The organism is Bradyrhizobium sp. Kon37, assembly GCF_055807535.1.
The window spans coordinates 553,406-576,222 of record NZ_JBVVOY010000003.1; the positions used below are offsets into that span (position 1 = coordinate 553,406).

General features: G+C 63.7%; 27 protein-coding genes. 15 read left to right on the forward strand and 12 right to left on the reverse strand.

The annotated features are described in order from the left end of the window. Positions 1-102 precede the first annotated feature (102 nt). The 5 genes from AC0L3J_RS10480 to AC0L3J_RS10500 form a co-directional block, all read right to left on the reverse strand. On the reverse strand, positions 103-1,104 hold the full coding sequence (locus AC0L3J_RS10480; protein ID WP_456765496.1) for an NAD(P)H-dependent flavin oxidoreductase: 1,002 nt from the start codon (positions 1,102-1,104) through the stop codon (positions 103-105). 93 nt (positions 1,105-1,197) lie between these two features. Beyond that, positions 1,198-2,817, reverse strand: a complete 1,620-nt coding sequence (locus AC0L3J_RS10485; RefSeq protein WP_473346848.1) for a DHA2 family efflux MFS transporter permease subunit — start codon at positions 2,815-2,817, stop codon at positions 1,198-1,200. Further along, the gene (locus AC0L3J_RS10490; RefSeq protein WP_456765497.1) at positions 2,814-3,968 is read right to left on the reverse strand and encodes an HlyD family secretion protein; all 1,155 of its coding nucleotides are present in this window, start codon (positions 3,966-3,968) and stop codon (positions 2,814-2,816) included. The genes AC0L3J_RS10485 and AC0L3J_RS10490 overlap by 4 nt, the downstream gene beginning before the upstream one ends. A gap of 200 nt (positions 3,969-4,168) precedes the next feature. Continuing rightward, complete coding sequence (locus tag AC0L3J_RS10495) at positions 4,169-4,327, reverse strand: hypothetical protein (RefSeq protein ID WP_456765498.1); 159 nt, start codon at positions 4,325-4,327, stop codon at positions 4,169-4,171. 24 nt (positions 4,328-4,351) lie between these two features. Continuing rightward, entirely contained in the window at positions 4,352-4,726 is a 375-nt protein-coding gene (locus AC0L3J_RS10500) for a PRC-barrel domain-containing protein (RefSeq protein WP_456765499.1), read from the reverse strand. A gap of 156 nt (positions 4,727-4,882) precedes the next feature. Between AC0L3J_RS10500 and AC0L3J_RS10505 the strand changes: the two genes are divergently transcribed. From AC0L3J_RS10505 to AC0L3J_RS10535, 7 genes are all read left to right on the forward strand, one after another. Then, the gene (locus tag AC0L3J_RS10505; RefSeq protein WP_456769689.1) at positions 4,883-6,670 is read left to right on the forward strand and encodes a thiamine pyrophosphate-requiring protein; all 1,788 of its coding nucleotides are present in this window, start codon (positions 4,883-4,885) and stop codon (positions 6,668-6,670) included. Positions 6,671-6,678: 8 nt separating this feature from the next. Next, positions 6,679-6,906 (forward strand): hypothetical protein, encoded by a 228-nt coding sequence (locus AC0L3J_RS10510; protein WP_456765500.1) that lies wholly within the window; start codon positions 6,679-6,681, stop codon positions 6,904-6,906. Between the two features lie 87 nt (positions 6,907-6,993). Continuing rightward, positions 6,994-7,545 (forward strand): DUF4142 domain-containing protein, encoded by a 552-nt coding sequence (locus AC0L3J_RS10515; protein WP_027516522.1) that lies wholly within the window; start codon positions 6,994-6,996, stop codon positions 7,543-7,545. 221 nt (positions 7,546-7,766) lie between these two features. Next, positions 7,767-8,657: an SDR family oxidoreductase gene (locus AC0L3J_RS10520; protein WP_456765501.1), complete on the forward strand. Its 891-nt coding sequence runs from the start codon at positions 7,767-7,769 to the stop codon at positions 8,655-8,657. A 110-nt stretch (positions 8,658-8,767) separates the two neighbouring features. Further along, a complete protein-coding gene (locus AC0L3J_RS10525; RefSeq protein WP_456765502.1) occupies positions 8,768-9,352 on the forward strand; it encodes a phosphatase PAP2 family protein in 585 nt (194 codons plus the stop codon). Further along, positions 9,349-9,696 (forward strand): DUF3147 family protein, encoded by a 348-nt coding sequence (locus tag AC0L3J_RS10530; protein ID WP_456765503.1) that lies wholly within the window; start codon positions 9,349-9,351, stop codon positions 9,694-9,696. The genes AC0L3J_RS10525 and AC0L3J_RS10530 overlap by 4 nt, the downstream gene beginning before the upstream one ends. Next, a complete protein-coding gene (locus tag AC0L3J_RS10535; RefSeq protein ID WP_456765504.1) occupies positions 9,696-10,184 on the forward strand; it encodes a DUF3147 family protein in 489 nt (162 codons plus the stop codon). Before AC0L3J_RS10530 ends, AC0L3J_RS10535 begins: the two co-directional genes overlap by 1 nt. Here AC0L3J_RS10535 and AC0L3J_RS10540 read toward each other — a convergent pair. Further along, complete coding sequence (locus tag AC0L3J_RS10540) at positions 10,181-10,348, reverse strand: hypothetical protein (RefSeq protein ID WP_473346850.1); 168 nt, start codon at positions 10,346-10,348, stop codon at positions 10,181-10,183. The genes AC0L3J_RS10535 and AC0L3J_RS10540 overlap by 4 nt on opposite strands. A gap of 175 nt (positions 10,349-10,523) precedes the next feature. Here AC0L3J_RS10540 and AC0L3J_RS10545 point away from each other — a divergent pair, with 175 nt between their 5' ends. Continuing rightward, positions 10,524-10,772 (forward strand): hypothetical protein, encoded by a 249-nt coding sequence (locus AC0L3J_RS10545; protein WP_456765506.1) that lies wholly within the window; start codon positions 10,524-10,526, stop codon positions 10,770-10,772. A gap of 136 nt (positions 10,773-10,908) precedes the next feature. Here the strand turns inward: AC0L3J_RS10545 and AC0L3J_RS10550 are convergent, their stop codons facing one another. Next, positions 10,909-11,115, reverse strand: coding sequence for a hypothetical protein (locus AC0L3J_RS10550; RefSeq protein ID WP_007594775.1), 207 nt, complete (start codon positions 11,113-11,115; stop codon positions 10,909-10,911). A 314-nt stretch (positions 11,116-11,429) separates the two neighbouring features. Continuing rightward, positions 11,430-11,624, reverse strand: a complete 195-nt coding sequence (locus tag AC0L3J_RS10555) for a hypothetical protein (protein WP_456765507.1) — start codon at positions 11,622-11,624, stop codon at positions 11,430-11,432. 96 nt (positions 11,625-11,720) lie between these two features. Between AC0L3J_RS10555 and AC0L3J_RS10560 the strand changes: the two genes are divergently transcribed. Then, positions 11,721-12,233: a DUF4142 domain-containing protein gene (locus AC0L3J_RS10560; protein WP_456765508.1), complete on the forward strand. Its 513-nt coding sequence runs from the start codon at positions 11,721-11,723 to the stop codon at positions 12,231-12,233. 17 nt (positions 12,234-12,250) lie between these two features. On the opposite strand, the gene AC0L3J_RS10565 is transcribed toward AC0L3J_RS10560, so the two are convergent. Next, the gene (locus AC0L3J_RS10565) at positions 12,251-12,532 is read right to left on the reverse strand and encodes a hypothetical protein (RefSeq protein WP_456765509.1); all 282 of its coding nucleotides are present in this window, start codon (positions 12,530-12,532) and stop codon (positions 12,251-12,253) included. A gap of 279 nt (positions 12,533-12,811) precedes the next feature. On the opposite strand from AC0L3J_RS10565, the gene AC0L3J_RS10570 reads away from it, so the two are divergent. After that, positions 12,812-19,099 carry a HAMP domain-containing protein gene (locus AC0L3J_RS10570; RefSeq protein WP_456765510.1) on the forward strand — a complete coding sequence of 2,096 codons (6,288 nt, stop codon included), beginning with the start codon at positions 12,812-12,814 and terminating at the stop codon, positions 19,097-19,099. Between the two features lie 13 nt (positions 19,100-19,112). Beyond that, positions 19,113-20,603: an HWE histidine kinase domain-containing protein gene (locus tag AC0L3J_RS10575; protein WP_085352570.1), complete on the forward strand. Its 1,491-nt coding sequence runs from the start codon at positions 19,113-19,115 to the stop codon at positions 20,601-20,603. On the opposite strand, the gene AC0L3J_RS10580 is transcribed toward AC0L3J_RS10575, so the two are convergent. Continuing rightward, entirely contained in the window at positions 20,600-20,821 is a 222-nt protein-coding gene (locus AC0L3J_RS10580; RefSeq protein WP_018456200.1) for a hypothetical protein, read from the reverse strand. The two genes, AC0L3J_RS10575 and AC0L3J_RS10580, sit on opposite strands and share 4 nt — an antisense overlap. A gap of 138 nt (positions 20,822-20,959) precedes the next feature. On the opposite strand from AC0L3J_RS10580, the gene AC0L3J_RS10585 reads away from it, so the two are divergent. Both AC0L3J_RS10585 and AC0L3J_RS10590 read left to right on the forward strand, forming a co-directional pair. Then, positions 20,960-21,217: a hypothetical protein gene (locus AC0L3J_RS10585; RefSeq protein WP_456765511.1), complete on the forward strand. Its 258-nt coding sequence runs from the start codon at positions 20,960-20,962 to the stop codon at positions 21,215-21,217. Between the two features lie 95 nt (positions 21,218-21,312). Then, the gene (locus AC0L3J_RS10590) at positions 21,313-21,561 is read left to right on the forward strand and encodes a hypothetical protein (RefSeq protein ID WP_007594791.1); all 249 of its coding nucleotides are present in this window, start codon (positions 21,313-21,315) and stop codon (positions 21,559-21,561) included. Between the two features lie 91 nt (positions 21,562-21,652). On the opposite strand, the gene AC0L3J_RS10595 is transcribed toward AC0L3J_RS10590, so the two are convergent. Together AC0L3J_RS10595 and AC0L3J_RS10600 are read right to left on the reverse strand one after the other, a co-directional pair. After that, entirely contained in the window at positions 21,653-21,862 is a 210-nt protein-coding gene (locus AC0L3J_RS10595) for a hypothetical protein (RefSeq protein WP_456765512.1), read from the reverse strand. 18 nt (positions 21,863-21,880) lie between these two features. Beyond that, positions 21,881-22,102 carry a hypothetical protein gene (locus AC0L3J_RS10600; protein ID WP_456765513.1) on the reverse strand — a complete coding sequence of 74 codons (222 nt, stop codon included), beginning with the start codon at positions 22,100-22,102 and terminating at the stop codon, positions 21,881-21,883. Between the two features lie 115 nt (positions 22,103-22,217). On the opposite strand from AC0L3J_RS10600, the gene AC0L3J_RS10605 reads away from it, so the two are divergent. Then, on the forward strand, positions 22,218-22,412 hold the full coding sequence (locus AC0L3J_RS10605; RefSeq protein ID WP_456765514.1) for a DUF3072 domain-containing protein: 195 nt from the start codon (positions 22,218-22,220) through the stop codon (positions 22,410-22,412). 86 nt (positions 22,413-22,498) lie between these two features. Further along, entirely contained in the window at positions 22,499-22,813 is a 315-nt protein-coding gene (locus AC0L3J_RS10610; protein WP_473346851.1) for a DUF6496 domain-containing protein, read from the forward strand. Positions 22,814-22,817: the final 4 nt, after the last annotated feature.

The following is a 22,817-nucleotide window of genomic DNA, read 5'->3' on the forward strand; positions in this document are numbered from 1 at the left end:
CCTCCTGAAATTGATTGTTAAGAGGTAATTTACCTCTATCTAGGAGGCGTCGCGCGCAATTCCAGCGGTCAACTGCCGCCGTGGTTAAGAAGTTTGGCGGTGTCAGGCGACCTTTCGCGGTGCACCCGTCCCTTCAAGAAACCCCATCAGACGGGTACGGATGATGGTTTCCGCCTCAGCCATGATCCTGTCGACAAGTTCCTTGCAGGTGGGGATGTCGTGGATGAGGCCTGCGACCATGCCGCAGCTCCAGGCGCCCGCGTCCATCTGCCCATCCAGCATGATCCTGGGATAGACGCCCGCGACCTGGTCGTGGATGTCGTCGATCTTCAGCTTGTCGCCCTTCTCGCGTTCGATCTCAAGCAGGCGGTCGACATTGGCGTTCTTCAGCACGCGCTCGGTGTTGCGCAGGCTCCGCATGATCAGGCGGGTGTCGAGCTCGGTCGCCGTGACCAGCGCATTCTTGACGTTCTGATGCACCGGGGCTTCCTTGGTGGCGATGAAGCGCGTGCCCATGTTCATGCCGGCCGCCCCCAGCGACAGCGCCGCGACGAGGCTGCGGCCGTCGGCCATGCCGCCGGACGCGACGAACGGGATCTTCAATTCCTCCGCCGCGCGCGGCAGCAAAATCATGTTGGGAATGTCGTCCTCGCCGGGATGGCCGCCGCACTCAAAACCATCGACGCTGACGGCGTCGCATCCGATGCGCTCGGCTTTCAGGGAATGGCGCACCGAGGTGCATTTGTGGATGACCTTGATCCCGGCGGCCTTCAGCGCGGGCATGTAGGCTTCCGGGCTGCGGCCCGCGGTCTCCACGGACTTGATGCCGCCTTCGACGATGGCGGCGATGTATTCCGGATAAGGCGGCGCGGCGAAGGTCGGCAGGAAGGTGAGGTTCACGCCGAACGGCTTGTCGGTCATATCGCGGCAGCGTGCGATCTCTTTTGCCAGCAGCTCCGGCGTCTTCTGCGTGAGACCGGTGATGATGCCGAGCCCGCCGGCATTGGAGACGGCAGCCGCCAGCTCGGCAAAGCCGACGAAATGCATGCCGCCCTGGATGATGGGGTGCTCGATGCCGAACAGTTCGGTGATCGCGGTCTTCACTTAAATTACCTCCCGGGCTTTTGCTTGACGTTCGGACCAGTCTAGCCGGACTTTTGCGCCGCGGTCACCCTTTCTCTCCGAACGGTCGTTGGCTCAATGCCCCCGCGCAGGGGCGCCCAGCTTGATCGGGCGCAGCACCGCGGCAGTCGGGATCATCAGCACCGCGATAATCGCGAGCGTCCAGAACACGTCGATATAGGCGAGCAAATCGACCTGGTGCTGCAAGGTGCGGCCGACCCAGGCGACCGCCTGCGAGGCCGCATCGCTCGCGTTCGAGCCTTGGGCCTGGAAGAAGCGGGTCATCGTCTCGATGGTCTGCTGGTAGCCGATATCCGATGGCGCGGCGTGCTCGATCAGGCGGCTCTGGTGGAATTGCTGGCGCTGCGCCAGAATTGTCTGCGCCAGTGCGACACCCATGGAGCCGCCGATATTGCGGGCGACGTTGATTAGCGCCGAGGCCTGGTTGGTCTTGTCCGGCGGCACGCCGTCATAGGACGCGGTCGTGACCGGCAGGAACAGGAAAGGCAGACCGAGCGCGAGGAAGATGCGCGACATCGCGGCATAACCGTAGGTGATGTCGCCGGTGAGGCCCGTGAGATGCCACATCGAGAACGCGACGATGGTGGCACCAAACATGATGAGGTATTTCGGCTGCACGCTGCTGACGAGACGGCCCACCACCGGCATCAGCACCAGGGTCGCGATTCCGCCCGGTGACAGTGCGAGACCCGCCAGCATCGCGGTGTAGTTCAAATCGCTCTGGAGCAGCTGCGGCAAAAGCTGCGTCGTCGAGATCAGCACCGCGCCGGTCGCCAGCATGACCAGGAAGCAGGCGGCGAACTGGCGGCGGCCGAGCAGGCGGAGATCGACGATGGGATCCTCGCGCGTCAGCTCCCACGGGATCAGCGCAAGCAGTGACACGGCCGAAAGCACCGCAAAGAACACGATCACGTTCGAGCCGAACCAGTCGCTGCGCTGGCCCTCGTCGAGCACGTATTCGAGCGAGCCGAGCCCGATCGCGACCAGCAGGAAGCCGACATAGTCGACCCGCAGGCCCTTGCTCAGCAGCTTCTCCCTCTCCTCCTCCGCGCCCGACGGCTCCTTGACCAGCGTGCCGACCAGGAACAGCGACAGCATTCCCATGGGGACGTTGATCAGGAACACCCAGTGCCAGGTATAGGTGTCGGTGATCCAGCCGCCGAGCGTCGGACCGACCACGGGCGCGACCACGACGGCAACGCCATAGATCGCGAAAGCCTGGCCACGCTTGTGCGGCGGGAAGGAGTCGGCGAGGATCGCCTGCTCGCTGGTCGCCATGCCGCCGCCGCCAAGGCCCTGAAGTATGCGGAACAGCACCAACGCCTGCAAATTCCAGGCAAAGCCGCACAAAAGCGAGGAGACCGTGAAGATCGCAACGCAGATCATGTAGAAGCGCTTGCGGCCGATCACCGTCGACAGCCAGCCCGAGATCGACAGCACGATGGCGTTGGCGACGAGATAGCTGGTGATGACGTAGGTGCTCTCGTCGATGCCGACGGCAAGCCCACCGGCGATGTGACGCAAGGCGACGTTGGCAATGGTGGTGTCGAGCACCTCCATGAAGGTCGCGATCGAGACGACGAACGCGATGAGATAGGGATTGTGACCACCCGCTGCCGAGCGCTCCGGCGACCAGCCGCCCGCGGACGCGCCGCCTTGCGTCGTGTCCGTCATCGCACCCTGGTCCAGGGCACGACCGACATGCCGGGACCGACGGGCAGATCGGCCGGCCAGCTGTCGACCACGATCTTCACCGGCACGCGCTGCACTACCTTGACGTAATTGCCAGTGGCGTTCTCTGCCGGCAGCAGGCTGAACGCGGTGCCGGAGCCCGGCTGCACGGACTCGACATGGCCGGTGAGCTTGCGCCCGGGATAGGCGTCGATGCGGATTTCGACCGGCTGGCCCGGCCGCATGTCGTTGAGTTGCGTCTCCTTGTAGTTGGCGACGATCCAGACCTCGTCAGGCACGAACATCATCAGGCTCTGGCCCGCGTTGACGAAGGTGCCCTTGGCGCCGCTGAGCTTGACGACGCGACCGGACTGCGCCGCAACGACGCTGGTATATTGCAGGTTCAGCTTGGCCTGATCGAGCTGCGCCTGCGACTGCTCGAGCTGCGCCCGGGCGCCCTCGAGCTGCGCTTGCAGCGTCTTGATGCCGACTTGCGCGGCCGTCACCGCGGTCTTCGCGCGCTCGGTGTTGGCCTGCTGCGCCTGAAGATCGGAGCGGGTCTGCTGCTGGCGCTGCACGGTGCCGGCGCCCTTCTCGACCAGATCCTGGGCGCGCGCGAATTCTTCCTGCGAGAACTGGAGCTGGGCCTGGGCCTGTTCGAGCTGCGCCTCCGCCTGCTTGATCTGCTCCTGCTGCGAAACGATCTGCGCCTCGACATTGGCGATGTTCGCCCTGGCGACTGCGACCTGCGCATTGGCCTGATCGATGGCGATGCGATAGTCGCGCTCGTCGATCTTGGCGAGAAGGTCCCCGGCGTTGACATGCTGGTTGTCCGTGACCGGGATGTCGGTCACGTAGCCCCCGACCTTGGAGGCCACGGAAAAGCTGCGCGCGGCGACGAAGGCATCGTCGGTGGATTCATAGTGGCGTACCTGGAGCCAGTAGAGCAATCCGCCGATCAGGGCCGCGAGCAAGACGATCGTGGCAACGGTTGCCAGCAACCAATGCTCGCGAATCCGCTCTCGCAGCGACGGCGCCTTCGCCGGCTTCTGGTCCTCGGCGTCACGGGGCTGATCGGGAGAGGTCTTTGGAGCTTCCTTCGCCCTCTGCGGCTGCTCCGCGGACGGCCCACGCTCCCGGGTCTGAGCATCCACGGTGAACACCTTTCTCGGGGATCAAACTGACGGCAGAGCCGCCAAAAGCCGCTCACGCGCCGCGAGCCCAACTGCAACTCCTGATCATGGTTCCGCTTGTTGCGAGCACCATCGCGTTCGTGAACGCCCTGCCCAAAATAGAAGCGCGGCACAGTGGGTGCCGCGCTCGCCTCGACGTCTCATGGGAACGGCACCTCGTCTCAGTGCGTCTTCGTCGCGTGCCATTTCTCGAGATCGGGCTTCACCTCGTCCGATCCCTGCTCTTTTTCCGGAGTGCCCTTCCAGGGCTTGTCCGTCTGTTTGTGCGAACCCCAGTCGCTCTGCTGCCTGGGATCGTCGTTAGGCGGTTCCTCGCTCATCGAGCTTCCTTTCGGTGGAAACGCTTACGCGAAGGGGACGCCGTAATAGGAGTTGATGCCGCGAACCGCGGCGTCATCACCCCAGTTCCAATCACTCCGTTCGCCGTATTTCGGCGCGCCTTCCAGTTCCTTGGTGGTGATGCCCGTGACGTAACCGCCGAGCTCCGTGTCGTATTTCAGCGACTGCCACGGCAGCGGATAGTGGTCGTTGCCGAGGCCCAGAAATCCGCCGAAGCCGAGCACGGCGTAAGACACCTTGCCGCTGATCTTGTCGATCATCACGCGTTCGATCGAGCCGATTTTGTTGCGATCGGCGCCGTAGACCGATGTTCCCTCGACCTTGTCGCTGCCGATCAACCGACCCATTTCGTCCTGGTCCAGTTCGCCCTGATTCAACATCTCAATTCTCCACTCAGCCAGTGTGGAGACAACCCGAAGACGTGCGCGATCGTTCCGGCATGTTCCGTCAGACTTGAGGAACATCGCCGGAAACGGGCGGTTCTCTCAACTTCAAATCCCGGAAACCAAATGCCGGAAAGCGAAGGGCCGCCCTCGATGTCCCAGACCGTCTCCGACTTCATCGTTCAACGCCTGCATCAATGGGGCGTGCGCCACCTCTTTGGCTATCCCGGCGACGGCATCAACGGCGTATTCGGCGCCCTTCAGCGCGCTGAGGGCAAGATCGGCTTTGTCCAGGCGCGGCATGAGGAGATGGCCGCTTTCATGGCGTCGGCCTATGCGAAGTTCTCTGGCCAGGTCGGAGTCTGCATCGCAACTTCGGGCCCCGGCGCCTCGCATCTGATCACCGGGCTCTACGATGCCCTGCTCGATCACCAGCCGGTGCTCGCGATCGTCGGTCAGCAGGCACGCAATGCACTGGGCGGACATTATCAGCAGGAACTCGATCTGGTCTCGATGTTCAAGGACGTGGCTGGCGCCTATGTCATGCAGGCATCCTCGCCGGCGCAGATCCGGCATCTGATCGATCGGTCGATCCGGATCGCGCTGGCCCGGCGGACGCCAACGGTGATCATCCTGCCCAACGATATCCAGGAGGCGCCCTACGAGGATCCGCCGCGCGCTCATGGCACTCTGCACTCCGGCATCGGCTATAGCGCGCCAAGCATCAAGCCTCGTGACGCTGACCTCGACCGTGCCGCCGAGGTACTCAACGCCGGAAAGAAGGTCGCGATGCTCGTCGGCGCCGGCGCGCTCCACGCCACCGAGGAGGTGATCGCGGTCGCCGACCGCTTGTCCGCCGGCTGCGCCAAGGCGCTGCTCGGCAAGGCGGTGCTCCCTGACGATCTCCCCTGGGTCACCGGCTCGATCGGCCTGCTCGGCACCGAGCCCAGCTACAACCTGATGATGGAATGCGACACGCTGCTGATGGTCGGCTCCGGGTTTCCGTATTCCGAGTTCTTGCCGAAGGAAGGCGCGGCGCGCGGCGTGCAGATCGACATCGACGCCAGCATGATGTCGATCCGCTTTCCCATGGAGGTCGGCCTGGTCGGCGATGCCGCCGAGACGCTGCGCGCCCTGCTGCCGCGGCTCGCACCTAAGACCGACGGCGCCTGGCGCCAGGGTATCCAGGACGACGTCGCGAAATGGTGGAAGACGCTGGATGATCGGGCACATCAACCGGCCGCACCGGTCAATCCGCAGCTCGTCGCCTGGGAGCTGTCTCCCCGCCTGCCCGACCGTGCCATTATCACCAGCGATTCCGGCTCCTGCGCCAACTGGTTCGCGCGCGACCTGAAGATACGCCGCGGCATGACGGCCTCGCTCTCAGGCGGCCTCGCCTCGATGGGTGCCGCGGTGCCCTATGCGCTTGCCGCGAAATACGCCCATTCCGATCGCCCGGTGATTGCCCTCGTCGGCGACGGCGCGATGCAGATGAACAACATGGCCGAGCTGATCACCGCCGCGAAATATTGGCGCAACTGGAAGGATCCACGCTTCATCGTCTGCGTCTTCAACAACGAAGACCTCAACCAGGTGACGTGGGAGCAGCGCATCATCAACGGCGATCCGAAATTCGAGGCATCGCAGCGCATCCCGAACGTGTCCTATTCGCGCTTTGCCGAGCTGATCGGCCTCTCCGGCATCTATGTGGACAGCCCGCAGCTACTAGGCTCGGCTTGGGACCAGGCGCTGGCGAGCGAGATGCCGGTGGTGCTGGAGGTGAAGACCGACCCCGAAGTGCCGCCGCTGCCGCCGCACATCACCTTGCAGCAGGCGAAGAACTTCTCTCTTGCGCTGCTGAAGGGCGATCCCAACGAGAGCGGAATGATCAAGGGGGCGGCGCGACAGGTGCTCGAAAAGATCCTGCCTGGAAATGAATGAGGTGAAGCATGAGCGATTTCCGCGATATCCAGCACGGCGTCAACGATCCCGTGGATGGCCTCGACGTGAAGCGGAAGGTCGATGACAAACGTACGCCGCATGAACGGGCGCAGCATCATGCCGACGTGCGCGCCGAGGCGTCGGCAACGTCCGCCGAGCCCTTCCTGCCCGAACGGCTGCGGCGCAAGGCGACCGATCCAATCAATCCCCGTAGTGGCAGGAAACCGACGGACTGACCATTTGGAACCTCGGCCTATGGTGGGGGTTAGTCGGCGCAACATTCGCGCGGCACCCTGCCGCGCGACAGCCGGAGGGACCGGACCATGAAACGTACCATCATCGCAGCTGCCTGCGTGCTTCTCGCAGGCCCCGCACTCGCCCAGTCGCTCGGGGAAAAAACCGGCGTCAACTCGGCGCTCGGCGTCGCGCCTGCCACCGCCGACTTCGTCAAGGAAGTCGCCATCAGCGATATGTTCGAAATCGAGTCGAGCAAGCTCGCCGAGCAGAAGGGCAACGCGCAGGAAAAGACTTTTGCGCAACAGATGGTGACCGACCACACCAAGACCAGCAGCGAACTGAAGGGCTTGGTCAGCGGCGGCAAGGTGCAGGCGACCCTGCCGACAGCGCTCGACAGCTCGCACCAGAGCAAGCTCGACAAGCTCAAGAGCGCGAATGGCAAGGACTTCAGCTCGGATTACAATTCGTACCAGGTCAGCGCCCATGAGGACGCGGTCTCGCTGTTCGAGCGTTACGCCAAGGGCGGCGACAATTCCGACCTGAAGGATTGGGCCGGCAAGACGCTGCCCGCGCTCAAACACCATCTCGACATGGCCAAGGAGCTCGGCAAGGCACCGAGCGTCGGCCAGACCAAGTAAACTTGTTTCAAGTAAACTTTGTTTGAGGACGCCGGACCTTCCGGCGTCCTCTCGTCTAGCAACGATGCCTCGCGCCGCGCATTGGCGTTCGCAAAAGCGCGGAGCCCCCCATGACGTATCAAGACAAGACTTCACTTTCCCGCCGGCACGTCGTCCAAGCGGCGAGCGCAACGCTTGCTGCTGCTTCGCTGGCCTCTTCGACAGCGAAAGGAGACGCGTCCATGGCTGAGCAGAAACTCGTCGATCCCGTCAGCCGCTTTCCAAAGCCGCCGTTCAAGAAGCAGTCGCAGCCCTGGCCTGGCCTCGCCGGCAAGATGGAGCCGCCCCCGGATCACGGCGAGACCAGCTACAAGGGCTCCGGCCGGCTCGCCGGACGCAAGGCGTTGATCACCGGTGGCGATTCCGGCATGGGCCGCGCCGCTGCGATAGCCTACGCGCGCGAAGGCGCCGACGTCGCCATCAACTATCTGCCGGCGGAAGAGCCCGATGCGCAGGACGTCATCGCGCTGATCAAGAAGGAAGGGCGTACCGGGCTTGCGATTCCTGGCGACCTCAAGGATGAGGCTTTCTGCAAGAAGCTGGTCGAGCAGGCCGTCCAAGGTCTCGGCGGACTCGATATCGTTGTCTGCAACGCGGCGCGGCAGCAGACACGTGCGTCCATTCTCGACGTCTCCTCGGAAGATTTCGATGCGACCATGAAGACCAACATCTATGCGCCGTTCTGGATCATCAAGGCGGCGCTGCCGCATTTGAAGCCCGGCTCGTCCATCATCGGCACGACGTCGGAGCAGGCGTACGATCCCTCCCCCGATCTCTACGATTATGCGCAGACCAAGGCGGCGACGATGAATTACGTCAAGTCGCTGGCGAAGCAGCTCGCCTCGAAGGGCATCCGCGTCAACGGCGTCGCCCCGGGACCGATCTGGACTCCGCTCCAGGTCTCCGGCGGCGCCACCATGGAGAAGCTCGAAAAATTCGGCGGCATGACGCCGCTCGGCCGTCCCGGCCAGCCCGCCGAACTGGCCTCGATTTACGTGCAGCTTGCCGCGGCCGACGCGAGCTATGCGACCGGCCAGGTCTATGGGTCCGCTGGTGGGTCGGGACAGCCGTAGTCACGCGAGTTGGTCTTGGCTGCAGGCTGATGTCTCGAGGCAGAGCCAGGAACCTTCTTTGTGTCCAGGCTTTACAAAACTGTCATAAAGGACATCACGCTTGCAGACCGATGGCATTGGTAGAGGTCAAACCCAGCCGGATCGACACCGCGATCGCGGATACGATCGCTGATCACACCAATTCAGGCGTCGAGCACACGGCGCAGACGTTAACCTGGGCCGCCGACGAGCACGTGCTGCTCGCGCTGGCCGCACTAGGCTGGCTCTATACTCAGATTCGGCAGCCGCAACAGCGGCCCGTGGCAAACCACGTCCTCGCCGTGTCGCTCGCGACGGCCGTCCTGCCGCATGTCCTGAAATCCGTGTTCAATCAGACCAGGCCAGACCGGCTGACCATACGCGGGCACGGGCATGGAGTACCCGTTTCAGGACGGGCGCGCGACGCCTTCCCGTCCGGTCACGCGGTCCATATGGGCGCACTTGCCTCGGCGGCGGGGTTGCTGCCGAAGACGCCGCGCCGATTGCTGCGCACGGCCGCGATCGCGCTGTCGCTGACACGGATTGCGGTGCTCGCACACTGGGCAAGCGACGTGATCGCAGGCTTTGCGCTTGGCGCGGCCGTCGAGAGACTCTTGCGGCCATGGACACTGACGCAATCGTTTCGCAAGCAGATCAATTGGCGGAAACGGCCGTGACCGAATATGTCGTGCGCTTCATCGCCGGTGGCATCATCGTCTCCGCTTTTGCGATCTTAGGCGATATGCTCAAACCCAAGAGCTTTGCGGGGTTGCTCGGCGCAGCGCCGTCGGTTGCGCTGGCCACGCTCGGCATCGCCGTCGTCCAGCACGGCCCGCAATATGCCGCGGCCGAAAGCTGGACCATGATCTACGGCGCGGTCGCGCTCGGCTGCTACAGCGTCGTCGTCTGCCATCTGCTGATCAGATACCGTCTGTCCGCGCTGCCCGCGACCGTCCTCGCTGTTATCGTGTGGCTTGCAGTCGCCTTCGGCCTGCTCGCCGGCTTCGGAGGTGCGGCCTGATGCCGGTCAAGCTGTCGCTCTCCGCGCTGAAGCAGACACGCTGGTACGAATACGGCATTCGTTTCCTGCTCGGTGGCCTGGCGACCGTGCTCACGGGGGTTCTGGGAGCGCGCTTCGGTGTGTCCGTCGGCGGACTTTTCCTTGCGCTTCCCGCAATCTTCTGCGCCAGCGCAACGCTGGTCGAAAGCCATGAACGCCGCACCAAGGAGAAGGCCGGCCTCAGCGGCACGCGCCGCGGGCAAGAGGCCGCCGCGCTCGACGCGGCTGGCGCTGCCTGGGGAAGCATCGGTCTCCTGGCATTCGCCGCCGTCTTTCATTTCACCGTGGCCGCGAGCGTTCCGGGCGCTTTCGCTGCCGCGTTGATAGCCTGGGCCGTCGTTTCGGTATTGGCCTGGTGGCTCAGGCGCAAGCTGCGCATCGTCTCCCGCAAACCGCACCAATCAGCCCATTCGCTATCAGCAAAGGGCTCTCCCCTTACGAAGCGCTAGCCCGCTTTGGCATGCGTCGACGGCTGCAAACTCGGCGGTTGAAGGCCCGAACTGTTGGCCCAGCGCTCGACCTGCTCGATGACCTTCTGGTGGCTCGGGCGCACCGGCTTGGGTGCCTCGCTCTCGTCGATATGGTTACGCAGGAATCTGACTTCGTTCGTCATGACGTCTCTCCCATTTGCCGGGAGCATACACCTGCCCAAGAGCCTTTGCATCATATAACTTATTGATTTTGCTGTATTTTTTGGCTAACTTGGCGTCATAGAAGCATCTTATGGAACCGCGGTGGAATGAGTTCGTTGAGTAAACTACTCAACTTGCTCATTTGGATGATTGATCATGAACGACCTTCGCGCCGAGCGGCTCCAGGTCATGCTGTCACCGGAAGAACTGGCCGCGGTGGACGACTTTCGGTTCAAACATCGCATGCCGACGCGAGCCGCGGCTGTGCGCGAGCTCCTCAAGCTCGGACTGGCCACCGCCGCTGTCGATGCAGGGCCTAATGTCAAATCGAGCCGGTTCGGAGTTTTCGGCCGCGGCCCGGACGGCCACACGCAACCCCATCCGCAGGGCGATGCCGAGGATTAGTCCAGCCTGATGCTCAAGCAAACGGCCCCGGCACGGGTGCCGGGGCCGTCCTTGGAGATTACTTCCGGATCACCGGGGGCATGACAACCGGAAGCAATCCCTCGACTCTTTACGTGCGAATTCGTTCCTGATGGAATTAGCCGCTCGGCGCGTCGCCGGAATCATCCGGCGCCATGCCGGAGCCGGGCGTCTTGCTGTTGTCATTCAGCTTGGGATCGCGCGTGGCCTCGCGAGAGGGCGAGCCCTTTGGCTCCGACTTGTGCACGGTCTGCGCACGCTGCTTGTCCCGCGGCTGCTGTTCACCGCGCTGATCTCTGATGATGCCTTGGTCGGAATGGGCCATGATAGCTCTCGCCTCGTTGCTGTCTCGAAGCGCTTACGCGCCGGAGCGTCGAAGGTTCCGACCCGCGAGATCAGACCGCTAACTGTGCGCTGAGTGCACCGGGGCCGATGCATTTTCATGATGCACCTGCCGCACCGTCGTCACCGTGGCGAACGCGACCGACACCCCAAAGGCGAGGATGAGCGAAAGAAGAGCCAGACGTGGAGCCATTGCAAAAACCTCCTGGAATAGGAAATCAACGCGATCGACTGTTACGAATGATCCTGCTTGCCGTCCGTGAGCAGTCTCACACGTAGATCCACGAAACGAGAGCGTTACGCATCCTGCTTTTGACGGATGCGGGCTGGAACGGGCGGGACCTCGCCGTCGAGCCAATCCTGCTCGTCGGCAAGTGCCGTCCACGCATTCGCCATGCGCAGAAAACGATTGTGTGACGGCTGTCCTTCGGCGCGCTCAGCGAGCTGGAGGCAGTTGTCGGCGTTATCCCTGAAGATCTCGGACTGTTTCATGAAGATGAATTGGGGACGGAACCGTCGCGTCGCAACCGCCCTTACCGGATGGTAACATCTGCGGAACTTTCGACTGCCGTCCGCCATTGGACATCCATGCGGATTCTTCTCGCGATAGTTTTGGCGTTCATCAGCACGGCAGCGCTTGCCGACAGCACAGGAGAGCGGCGGCCGGCCGGCCGCACGCCGACTGCAACGGAGACCATCAGCGACCTCTACAGCTTCAGCCGCTTCCAGCAGGGCCTGCTGGAGAGTACCGACCTGAAGGGCAATGCCGAGGTCAAGAACCTCGCCGCCCTGCGCGCCGAAGAAGCGGCCCGGCGCGACAAGGCCCTGAAGGGGATTCAGGAGGCGATCGGCACCGAACCGCGCGTCACCAAGACGACCCCGGCGAGCGCGAGCCTGGTCGAGCCCGAAACTTCGGACGGACCGACTTTCGTCAGAAGCTTCTATGCCGCGCAGATTCCCGAGTATGAATCGGTGATCGATCTGCTCGAGCGCTATCTGAAGGCGCCTGATAATGCCGCGCTTGCAGCCTTCGCGCGCGAGCAGCTCCCGATGTTGCGCTCGCAGGTCAAGGACGCCGAGCGCACCATGGCGGACAAGTAGGGCTGCCAAGCAACTCCTTACTTTGGCCCGCTCTTCGGCTGCGCGCTGCGGTTGCCCTCCAGCATCTTGTCGCGGCCGGCGTCCCCATTGTCATCCTTGCCACCCGAACTCGACGTGCCGCTACCGCTGGGATTAGACCGGGCCGACGTACCCGTGGTTGGTGTGTCCGCGCGTGGGGTGGCGGAGCTTGCGGCGGGATCGCCGGTCACGGCCCCGCGCCCGCTCGGGGCCCCGCCCTGCGCGAACGCCGATCCGGCCAACAACATCACGGTCCCGATGACGGCAAATCCTGCTTTCATGTGCGCTCTCCCTGCATCTGCGGGCTAACGGCACGCCCGGCGCTCCGTTCCGGAAGGCAGATGACCAAGTCGCTGAAACGAACCGATCTGCCGACCTGGAAATATTGGAACCGGATGGAACCATTCCGGGGGATGGCACTTAGATTAATCGGGCTGAGCAAAGCAGGTTCCACTTCCGGGCGCCGTGACGTTGGCGCTTGATTTCGAATTTGGCTGACGCTCTATTTTGATAATCCGCGTCTTGCCTGGGAATCGGCCGACGCCTGCGGGGGACAAATTATGAGCGACCTCGATCCCGGATCTGCATCACGTTCCGGTCGTCGCGTTCCAAAGCCAAAAACCAACGGCATGTCCGAGCCTGATTCCCGGGCGGAATTGCTGTTGGCCCTGCAGGCCATGCGCAACGGCGATTTCTCCGTGCGCATGAGCGGCGACTATCTCGGCATCGACGGCAAGCTCGCCGACACCTTCAATGACATCATCGCCGCCAATCAGCGCATGGCGCAGCAGCTCGAGCTGGTCGGCCAGGTCGTAGGCCGCGAGGGCAAGACGCGCCAGCGCGTGAAGTTCGGCCTGGCCTCGGGGTCGTGGGCCGACATGGAAGGCTCGGTCAATACGCTGATCGACGATTTGTTGTGGCCGACGCGCGAGGTGACGCGCGCGGTCGCAGCCGTGGCGCAGGGCGACCTGCTCCAGACCGTCAAGCTCGACGTCGATGGACGCCCCTTGCGCGGCGAATTCCTGCAGTCGGCGACCATCGTCAACACCATGATCAAGCAGCTCGGCGTGTTCACCTCGGAGGTGACGCGCGTGGCGCGCGAGGTCGGCACCGAAGGCAAGCTTGGCGGCCAGGCCCAGGTGCCGGAAGTGACCGGCGTCTGGAAGGATCTGACCGAGAGCGTCAACTCGATGGCGAACAACCTGACCAACCAGGTTCGCAACATCGCCGAGGTGACGATCGCGGTGGCGAACGGCGACCTCTCGAAGAAGATCACGGTCGACGTCCGCGGCGAGATCCTTCAGCTCAAGGAAGCCATCAACACGATGGTGGACCAGCTCCGCTCCTTTGCCTCGGAAGTGACGCGCGTGGCGCGCGAGGTCGGCACCGACGGCAAGCTTGGCGGCCAAGCCATCGTGCCAGGCGTCGCCGGCACCTGGAAGGATCTCACCGACAGCGTCAACGCGATGTGCGGCAACCTCACCGCACAGGTGCGCAACATCGCCAACGTCACCACAGCCGTGGCGCGCGGCGACTTGTCGCGCAAGATCACGGTCGACGTGCGCGGCGAAATCCTGGAGCTGAAGGACACCATCAACACCATGGTGGACCAGCTCAACTCGTTCGCCTCGGAAGTGACGCGCGTGGCGCGCGAGGTCGGCACCGAAGGCAAGCTCGGCGGCCAGGCCCAGGTGCCGGGCGTCGCCGGCACCTGGAAGGACCTCACCGACAACGTCAACTTCATGGCGTCGAACCTCACCGCGCAGGTCCGCAACATCGCCGATGTTGCCACCGCCATCGCGAGCGGCGACCTCTCGAAGAAGATCACGGTGAACGTCTCGGGCGAAATCCTTCAATTGAAGGAAACGCTCAACACCATGGTCGACCAGCTCAACGCCTTCGCCGGCGAAGTCACGCGCGTCGCGCGCGAGGTCGGCACCGAGGGCCGGCTCGGCGGTCAGGCCAACGTGCTCGGCGTCGCCGGCACCTGGAAGGACCTGACCGAGAGCGTCAACTCGATGGCCTCGAACCTCACCGCGCAGGTCCGCAACATCGCCGAGGTGACGACCGCGGTCGCGGGCGGCGATTTGTCGAAAAAGATCACCGTCGATGTCCGCGGCGAGATCCTGGAGCTGAAAGACACCATCAACACCATGGTGGACCAGCTCAACGCCTTTGCCGGCGAAGTCACCCGCGTCGCCCGCGAGGTCGGCACCGAAGGCAAGCTCGGCGGCCAGGCCCAGGTGCGCGGCGTCGCCGGCACCTGGAAGGATCTCACCGACAGCGTCAACTCGATGGCCTCGAACCTGACCGGTCAGGTCCGCAACATCGCCGAAGTCGCGACCGCGGTCGCCAAGGGCGATCTATCCAAGAAGATCACCGTCAACGTGTCAGGCGAAATCCTTCAGCTGAAGGAAACGCTCAACACCATGGTGGACCAGCTCAACGCCTTCGCCGGCGAAGTCACGCGCGTCGCGCGCGAAGTCGGTACCGAAGGCAAGCTCGGCGGCCAGGCCGAAGTCCCCGGCGTCGCCGGCACCTGGAAGGACCTCACCGACAGCGTCAACTCGATGGCGGGCAACCTCACCGCCCAGGTCCGCAACATCGCCGAAGTCGCGACCGCGATCGCCGGCGGCGACTTGTCGCGCAAGATCACCGTGGACGTGCGCGGCGAGATCCTTCAGCTCAAGGACACGCTGAACACGATGGTCGACCAGCTCAACCGCTTCGCGGGCGAGGTGACGCGCGTCGCGCGCGAGGTCGGCACCGAAGGCCGGCTCGGCGGTCAGGCCAACGTGCCCGGCGTCGCCGGCACCTGGAAAGACCTCACCGACAGCGTCAACTCGATGGCGGGCAACCTCACCGCCCAGGTCCGCAACATCGCCGAAGTGACCACTGCCGTGGCGCGCGGCGACCTCTCGCGCAAGATCACCGTCGACGTCCGTGGTGAGATTTTGGAGCTGAAGAACACCATCAACACCATGGTGGACCAGCTCAACGGCTTCGCCGGTGAAGTGACGCGCGTCGCGCGCGAGGTCGGCACCGAAGGCAAGCTCGGCGGCCAGGCCGAGGTGCCCGGCGTTGCCGGCACCTGGAAGGATCTCACCGACAACGTCAACTTCATGGCCTCGAACCTCACCGCGCAGGTCCGCAACATCGCCGAGGTCGCGACCGCGATCGCCGGCGGCGACCTGTCGAAGAAGATCACGGTGGACGTGCGCGGCGAAATTCTGCTGCTCAAGGATACCTTGAACACCATGGTCGAGCAGCTCCGCTCCTTCGCCGCGGAAGTGACGCGCGTCGCGCGCGAGGTCGGCACCGAGGGCCGGCTCGGCGGCCAGGCCGTCGTGCCCGGCGTCGGCGGCACCTGGAAGGACCTCACCGACAACGTCAACCTGCTGGCCGCGAACCTCACCACCCAGGTCCGCAACATCGCCGAAGTCACCACCGCCGTCGCGCGCGGCGACCTGTCGCGCAAGATCACCGTCGACGTGAAGGGCGAAATCCTCGAGCTCAAAAACACCATCAACACCATGGTGGACCAGCTCAACGCGTTCGCCGGCGAAGTGACGCGCGTTGCCCGCGAGGTCGGCACCGAAGGCGAACTCGGCGGCCAGGCCCAGGTGCCCGGCGTCGCCGGCACCTGGAAGGATCTCACCGACACCGTCAACTTCATGGCGGCGAACCTGACCGAGCAGGTCCGCGGCATCGTCAAAGTGGTGACCGCGGTCGCCAACGGCGACCTCAAGCAGAACCTCACCGTGAAATCGAAAGGCGAGGTCGCGGCGCTCGCCGACACCATCAACAACATGACCGAGACGCTCGCGACCTTCGCCGACCAGGTGACGTCGGTGGCGCGCGAGGTCGGCGTCGAGGGCCGGCTCGGCGGTCAGGCCGACGTGCCCGGCGCCGCGGGCACCTGGAAGGACCTCACCGGCAACGTCAATTTGCTGGCGGCCAACCTCACCTCGCAGGTGCGCGCGATCGCGGAAGTGGCGACCGCCGTGACTAAGGGCGACCTGACGCGGTCGATCCAGGTCGACGCCCGCGGCGAAGTCGCGGAGCTGAAAGATAACATCAACACGATGATCACCAATCTCCGTCTCACGACGGACGTGAACACCGAGCAGGACTGGCTGAAGACCAATCTGGCGAAATTCACCAACATGCTTCAGGGCCAGCGCGACCTCACCACCGTCGGTCGCCTGCTGCTGACCGAATTGTCGCCGCTGGTGAACGCGCATACCGGCGTGATCTATCAGGTCGAGAACGAAGACAATCCGCGGCTCCTGCTGCTTGCCTCCTATGCCGGCGACGGCGTCTATCCGTATCCGCGCGTGCTGCCATTCGGCGACGGCCTGATCGGCCAATGCGCGCTCGACCGGCGCCCGCGCGTGATTGCGGACATTCCACCCGACGTGGTGCCGATCAATTCGGCGCTGCTTCGCGTCGCGCCGAAGAACCTCGTGGTGCTGCCGGTGCTGTTCGAAGGCCAGGTCAAGGCGGTCATCGAGCTCGCCTCGCTGACCTCCTTCACGACCTCGCAGATGACCTTCCTGGAGCAGCTCACGGACTCGATCGGCATCGTGCTCAACTCGATCGAGGCGACGATGCAGACCGAAGGCCTGCTCAAGCAGTCGCAGCAGCTCGCCGGCGAGCTCCAGACCCAGCAGCGCGAATTGCAGCAGACCAACGACCAGCTCGAACAGAAGGCGCAGCAGCTCGCCGAGCGCAACGTCGAAGTCGAGCGCAAGAACCAGGAAATCGAGCAGGCCCGCCGCGCACTGGAGGAAAAGGCGACCGAGCTCGCGCTGACGTCGAAGTACAAGTCCGAATTCCTGGCCAATATGAGCCACGAGCTGCGCACGCCGCTGAACTCGATCCTGATCCTCGGCCAGCAGCTCACCGACAATCCGGACGGCAATCTTACCGGCAAGCAGGTCGAATTTGCCCGCACCATCCACGGCGCCGGCACCGACCTGCTCAATCTCATCAGCGACATTCTCGATCTCTCCAAGATCGAGTCCGGTACGGTGACGGTCGACGCCGAGGAAATCCTGACTGCGAACCTGCTCGAAACGGTCGGGCGGCCGTTCCGTCACGAGGCGGAGAACCGCAATCTGTCGTTCAAGATCGACGTCGATCCGAACCTCGCGCGCAGCCTCGTCACCGACTCCAAGCGCCTGCAGCAGGTTTTGAAAAACCTGCTCTCCAATGCCTTCAAGTTTACCGCCGAGGGCGAGGTCCGCCTGAAGGTCGCCGCCGCGGTCGGCGGCTGGGGCACGGATCATCCCGTGCTGAATTCGGCGCCGGCCGTGATCGCATTCGAAGTGTCCGACACCGGCATCGGCATCCCCCTGGAGAAGCAAAAGCTGATCTTCGAGGCGTTCCAGCAAGCCGATGCCGGCACTAGCCGCAAATATGGCGGCACCGGGCTCGGCCTTGCGATCAGCCGCGAGCTCGCAAGCCTGCTCGGCGGCGAGATCCACCTGCGCAGCTTGCCGGGCAAGGGGTCGTGCTTCACGCTTTACCTGCCGCTGAAATATTCCGGCCCGACGCTCGCGCCCCGCGCGACGCCTCAACAGAGCCAGCCGCCGGCGCTGCAGCCCGCAACAGCCGAACCGCAGCGCGTCATCGAGCAGCTTCCCGACGACCGGCTCAACCTCGAACCCGGCGACAGCATCCTCCTGATCGTCGAGGACGACCCGCACTACGCGCGCGTGCTGGTCGATCTCGCGCGCGACAAGGGATTCAAGGTGCTGGTCGCCGCCCGCGGCGCGGAGGCGCTGGAACTTGCAAAGCAGTACCAGCCGAGGGCCGTCTCGCTCGACGTATTCCTGCCGGATATGCTCGGCTGGACCGTGCTGAGCCAGCTCAAGCACAATCCGCTGACCCGCCACATCCCCGTGCAGATCATCACGCTCGACGAGGACCGCCAGCATGCGCTGGCGCGCGGCGCCTTCTCCTTCGTCAACAAGCCGACGACGACCGAGGGTGTCTCGGCCGCGCTAACCCAGATCAAGGAATATGCGCGACCGCGGCGCAAGCGGTTGCTGATCGTCGAGGACAACGAGGCCGAGCAGCTCTCGATCCGCGAGCTCCTGCACCACGACGACATCGAGATCGTGACGACCGGCACCGGTGCCGACGCGCTCTCGATGCTGCGCGAGACCCCCTGTGATTGCGTCGTGCTCGACTTGCGCCTGCCTGACATGACCGGCTTCGAGGTGCTCGACCAGATCCGCAACGACGAGGCACTGTCGAACGTTCCGGTGGTCGTCTTCACCGGCCGCGAGCTGTCGGCCGAGGAAGATGCGGAGCTCCACACCATGGCGCGGAGCATCGTGGTCAAGGGCGTGGAATCGCCGGAGCGACTGCTTGACGAGACCGCGCTGTTCCTGCACCGCGTCATCACGGAATTGCCGGTCGAGAAGCAGCGCATGCTCGAGAAGCTGAACAGTTCCGACGAGGACCTGATCGGCAAGACCGCCCTGCTCGTCGACGACGACGCCCGCAACATCTTCGCGCTGTCGAGCGTGCTGGAGCGGCGCGGCATGAAGGTGCTGACGGCCACGACCGGGAACGAGGCGGTGGCCTTGGTTGAATCCAATCCGGAGATCGCCATCGTGCTGATGGACATCATGATGCCGCAGATGGATGGCTACCAGACCATCGGCGTCATTCGTGAAAATCCGACCTTCGCCCGTCTTCCGATCATCGCGTTGACGGCCAAGGCCATGAAGGGCGACCGCGAGAAATGCCTCGAGGCCGGCGCGTCCGACTATCTCGCCAAACCCGTCAACACCGATCAATTGCTGCTTGCAATCCGCATGTGGCTGCACCGCTGAGTTGGATGCCCGTATGGACCACGAAAAGGTCAACATCCTCCTCGTCGACGACCAGCCGGCCAAGCTGCTCGCCTATGAGGTGATCCTGAAGGATCTCGGCCAGAACCTCGTGATCGCTTCGTCCGGTCGCGAGGCTCTGGAGGTGCTGCTCAAGACCGAGATCGCGGTGATCCTGGTCGACGTCTGCATGCCCGAGCTCGACGGCTTCGAGCTCGCCGCGATGATCCGCGAGCACCCGCGCTTCCAGAAGACCGCGATGATTTTCATCTCGGCCATTCAAGTCAGCGACATCGACCGCTTGCGCGGTTACGAGATGGGCGCCGTCGACTATGTCCCGGTCCCGGTCGTGCCGGAGGTGCTGCGCGCCAAGGTCAAAGTGTTTGCAGAGCTCTATCGCAAGACGCGCGAACTCGAACGGCTGAACCAGGATCTGGAGGACCGCGTGCGTGCACGCACCGCCGAGCTGGAGAATTCCACCGCAAAGCTCCGCGAGAGCGAAGAGCGGCGCAGCATGGCGATCGCCGCCGGCAAGATGGGTTCGTGGGACTGGGACTGGATCACCGGCGACTGGATGTGGGACGAGGGACAATACCGCATCTTTGGTGTTGGCCCGGAGAGCTTCGAAGTGAACCCGGCCAATGTTCAGGCGCTGTTGCATCCGGATGACGTCGATCAGTTGCGCAAGGCGATCGCCGAATTCAACAAGGGCACACGCTCCTATGAAACGGAGTTCCGCATCGTGCGGCCCGACGGCGATGTGCGCTGGTGTGTCGGCACGGCCGCCGCCACGGTTGACGATAGCGGTCGGGTCATGCGCGTCAGCGGCGTGACGGTGGACATCACCGAACGCAAGCGCGCCGAGGAACGGCAGACTCTCCTGGCGCGGGAGGTCGATCATCGCGCCAAGAATGCGCTGGCGCTGGCGCAATCGATCGTGCGCCTCACCCGCGCCGACGAGGTCAAAGCCTATGTCAGCGCCGTCGAGGGACGCATCAATGCACTGGCGCGCGTGCATACGATCCTGTCGCTATCGAGCTGGCAGGGCGCCGAACTCTCGAAGTTGATCGACGAGGAGCTCGCGCCCTATTCCCTCGGCGGCCAGATCAAATTGGCGGGGTCCGAAGTTCAGTTGCTGCCGGCAACCGCCCAGACGCTGGCGCTGGCGCTGCATGAGCTTTTCACCAACTCGGCGAAGTATGGCGCGCTCTCGACGCGGACGGGACGGCTCGCGATCGGCTGGCAGGTCGAGGATGAGCTGCTCACGCTGACCTGGGAGGAATCCGGCGGCCCGCTCGTCATGACGCCGAAATCCCGCGGCTTTGGTACGCGGAGCCTGCTTGCGAGCGTCGAGTCCCAGCTCGGCGGGCAGGCGCGATTCGATTGGCGCGCCGAGGGTCTGTTGTGTCGGCTCGAGGTGCCGCTGGTCCGCAAGACTGCCGCGACGACGGCGCCCGGCAACTTCGAAGCCGCCAGCTCCGCCGAATTGCAGCGCGCGTCCGGCTAACCGGAGGCCGCACTCTTCCTGCGCTGCGTCGTTTGCGGCTCGCGTGCGACCCGTCCTTCGAGCCAGGCTTCCGTTTGGGCGAGATCGCGCAGAGCCTTGGCATAGCGGCACGCAGCACTTCGCTCCGCGCCGCGGGGCAGCTTGCGCGCTTTGCGGAGGATGTCCGCGGCGGCGTTACGATAAGCCAGAGAGCGATAGAGAAAGACCACCTTACCCATATCGAATGTTCCCGTGTTGCAGGGTCATTCTCGCCCACCCGGCATGAACGTCGGATGAAGCGGGCGATAACGATTCCTTCATGCGGGTGGAACCGGCGCGTGTCGCAGGCGTTGCTTGCGAGATCGGGATAGAGTTCCATGCGCGCGAAAAAGTCGTCGGACCTGATCTCTCCGAGCGGGCTCGTCAAGCTGATGACGCACGCCATGATGGGCGCAGCCCTCGGGCTCGCTTTCAGCCTCGTGCTCGTGCTGTCCAATCCAGCCGTCGCCAATTTGCTGAACAACGGCGGCAGGCAGGCCGTTGTCGTTTGCGCCGTCACATTGGTGACGACGTTCGCGATCGGCGCGACACTGACCGGCGTCGTATTCATGCTCGCAGAGGACAAGCAATCTTGAAGGATGCGAGATTTACCGGAACTTCTTTGTTCGGAACTCCTGCGACGAATGGCAGTTGGCTGCCTGCGTCAATTCAACTCAGGGAGTTCCCGCATATGAAGACCACTAAGCTCGCTCTTGCCGTGATGTTGGCCACCGGCCTCGCCGCCGCACCGTTCGCCGTGCAGGCCAAGTCCCACAAGGCAAAACACGGATCCTCGATGTCATCGTCGCAAACCACCACAGGCGCCAACACCAAGTCGTCCAAGGGTGCTGATCCCTCCGGTCAGGGCGGCTCCGGCCCCGGCTCGGACCAGGGCGGCACCATGACGAACAACAAGGGCGGCATGAGCAACACCAAGTAGGTGTTCCCCGACATCATGAAGGCCCCGCAATCGCGGGGCCTTTTGCTTTGGTGTTTCAACGAACTTTCTCGGGCCGCGTTGCGCGCACGCTTCAGCTACGATGGCTTCCCAGGATGTCAGGATGAACGCCGGCGCGATCAGCGTTCACCAGATGATCGAGTCGTGCACGCTTGCGCGCGATCAAGAGCTGGGCCGCGGCGTCGTCGAGCCCCTCGCGTTGCAGCTGCCGGATCGCAGAGCCCAGTTCGAGAATCTCGGCACGCAGTTTTAGAATCCGGTACGCATCCGGGTCTTCCTCCACCGTGCGCTCCCAAAGCTTTCAGCGGCGCGCGACCACGCGCAGAGGACGACCTGATGCCTTCGCGGAACGAAGGCTCATCCTGTCGCGGACATTCGGCAGGACATCGCCGCCGCCTGCAGCCTTCCATTCGCCGATCAGCAGATTGATTTTCCGGCGCAGATCCATCTGCGCCAAGGCCTTCTCTGTGCAATCGTGCTCGCGGTCGACGAGTTCGCGGACGGACACCTCGATATCGGCCATTTCCAGCCTCAAGGCGCTGATTTTACGTCGAATTTCATTAATTCTGTTGTCCATGACTTGTTAGAACAAAATAAGAACATATAGTCAAGTCACGATTTCAGAAGGGAGAAGCGACATGCAGGTTCAGGGTAAATACGACGCCAAGACTTTCCTCACCGAGCAGATGACGCGGGCGCAGGGCCTCCGGCTGAAGCGACTGAGCGAAGAGGCGTATCAACCCGCGCAATATGCGCGGGATCTGTCCTCCAGCGAGGCAGCGCGGCGCATTCAGGTGCTGGAAGCCGAGATCGAGCTGGCGGATTCGTTCTAGACTAAGCCGCGTATCCGGGACGTGCATGCGCGCTTTCGGAACCATGCCTGTCCCGGATTGTTTTCCCAAGCCAAGGGAGAACATGCATGGCACGCAAGGCAAAGAAGCGCCGCTACTCGCGCAGCTCCGGCAGCGATGTCGAAGGCGAGATGCAGCGCTACAAGAAGGGTACCGCGAAAAGCGGACCTGGCGGTCGAGGCGGACGCGTGAAGAGCCGAAAGCAGGCGATCGCGATCGGCCTGTCGAAGGCGCGCAAGAAGGGCAAGAAGGTCCCGAAGAAAGCCGCGAAGCGGAAGACGTCCAAGAAGACGTCAAAGAAAACGTCCAAGAAGACCTCAAGGAAAACCAAGAAGCGTTCGAAGAAAACGTCGAAGCGCAAATCCTCCAAACGGTCGCGCTGACTTC

Coding starts and splice junctions, on each gene's coding strand:
- AC0L3J_RS10590 (WP_007594791.1), top strand. CDS start 21,313: ATGAAGACCACTAAGCTCGCTCTTGCCGTGATGTTGGCCACCGGCCTC.
- AC0L3J_RS10610 (WP_473346851.1), top strand. CDS start 22,499: ATGGCACGCAAGGCAAAGAAGCGCCGCTACTCGCGCAGCTCCGGCAGC.
- AC0L3J_RS10535 (WP_456765504.1), top strand. CDS start 9,696: ATGCCGGTCAAGCTGTCGCTCTCCGCGCTGAAGCAGACACGCTGGTAC.
- AC0L3J_RS10510 (WP_456765500.1), top strand. CDS start 6,679: ATGAGCGATTTCCGCGATATCCAGCACGGCGTCAACGATCCCGTGGAT.
- AC0L3J_RS10585 (WP_456765511.1), top strand. CDS start 20,960: ATGCGCGCGAAAAAGTCGTCGGACCTGATCTCTCCGAGCGGGCTCGTC.
- AC0L3J_RS10485 (WP_473346848.1), bottom strand. CDS start 2,817: ATGACGGACACGACGCAAGGCGGCGCGTCCGCGGGCGGCTGGTCGCCG.
- AC0L3J_RS10495 (WP_456765498.1), bottom strand. CDS start 4,327: ATGAGCGAGGAACCGCCTAACGACGATCCCAGGCAGCAGAGCGACTGG.
- AC0L3J_RS10570 (WP_456765510.1), top strand. CDS start 12,812: ATGAGCGACCTCGATCCCGGATCTGCATCACGTTCCGGTCGTCGCGTT.
- AC0L3J_RS10555 (WP_456765507.1), bottom strand. CDS start 11,624: ATGAAACAGTCCGAGATCTTCAGGGATAACGCCGACAACTGCCTCCAG.
- AC0L3J_RS10605 (WP_456765514.1), top strand. CDS start 22,218: ATGCAGGTTCAGGGTAAATACGACGCCAAGACTTTCCTCACCGAGCAG.
- AC0L3J_RS10525 (WP_456765502.1), top strand. CDS start 8,768: ATGGCATTGGTAGAGGTCAAACCCAGCCGGATCGACACCGCGATCGCG.
- AC0L3J_RS10565 (WP_456765509.1), bottom strand. CDS start 12,532: ATGAAAGCAGGATTTGCCGTCATCGGGACCGTGATGTTGTTGGCCGGA.
- AC0L3J_RS10520 (WP_456765501.1), top strand. CDS start 7,767: ATGGCTGAGCAGAAACTCGTCGATCCCGTCAGCCGCTTTCCAAAGCCG.
- AC0L3J_RS10550 (WP_007594775.1), bottom strand. CDS start 11,115: ATGGCCCATTCCGACCAAGGCATCATCAGAGATCAGCGCGGTGAACAG.
- AC0L3J_RS10545 (WP_456765506.1), top strand. CDS start 10,524: ATGAACGACCTTCGCGCCGAGCGGCTCCAGGTCATGCTGTCACCGGAA.
- AC0L3J_RS10560 (WP_456765508.1), top strand. CDS start 11,721: ATGCGGATTCTTCTCGCGATAGTTTTGGCGTTCATCAGCACGGCAGCG.
- AC0L3J_RS10505 (WP_456769689.1), top strand. CDS start 4,883: ATGTCCCAGACCGTCTCCGACTTCATCGTTCAACGCCTGCATCAATGG.
- AC0L3J_RS10600 (WP_456765513.1), bottom strand. CDS start 22,102: ATGGCCGATATCGAGGTGTCCGTCCGCGAACTCGTCGACCGCGAGCAC.
- AC0L3J_RS10575 (WP_085352570.1), top strand. CDS start 19,113: ATGGACCACGAAAAGGTCAACATCCTCCTCGTCGACGACCAGCCGGCC.
- AC0L3J_RS10580 (WP_018456200.1), bottom strand. CDS start 20,821: ATGGGTAAGGTGGTCTTTCTCTATCGCTCTCTGGCTTATCGTAACGCC.
- AC0L3J_RS10515 (WP_027516522.1), top strand. CDS start 6,994: ATGAAACGTACCATCATCGCAGCTGCCTGCGTGCTTCTCGCAGGCCCC.
- AC0L3J_RS10500 (WP_456765499.1), bottom strand. CDS start 4,726: ATGTTGAATCAGGGCGAACTGGACCAGGACGAAATGGGTCGGTTGATC.
- AC0L3J_RS10540 (WP_473346850.1), bottom strand. CDS start 10,348: ATGACGAACGAAGTCAGATTCCTGCGTAACCATATCGACGAGAGCGAG.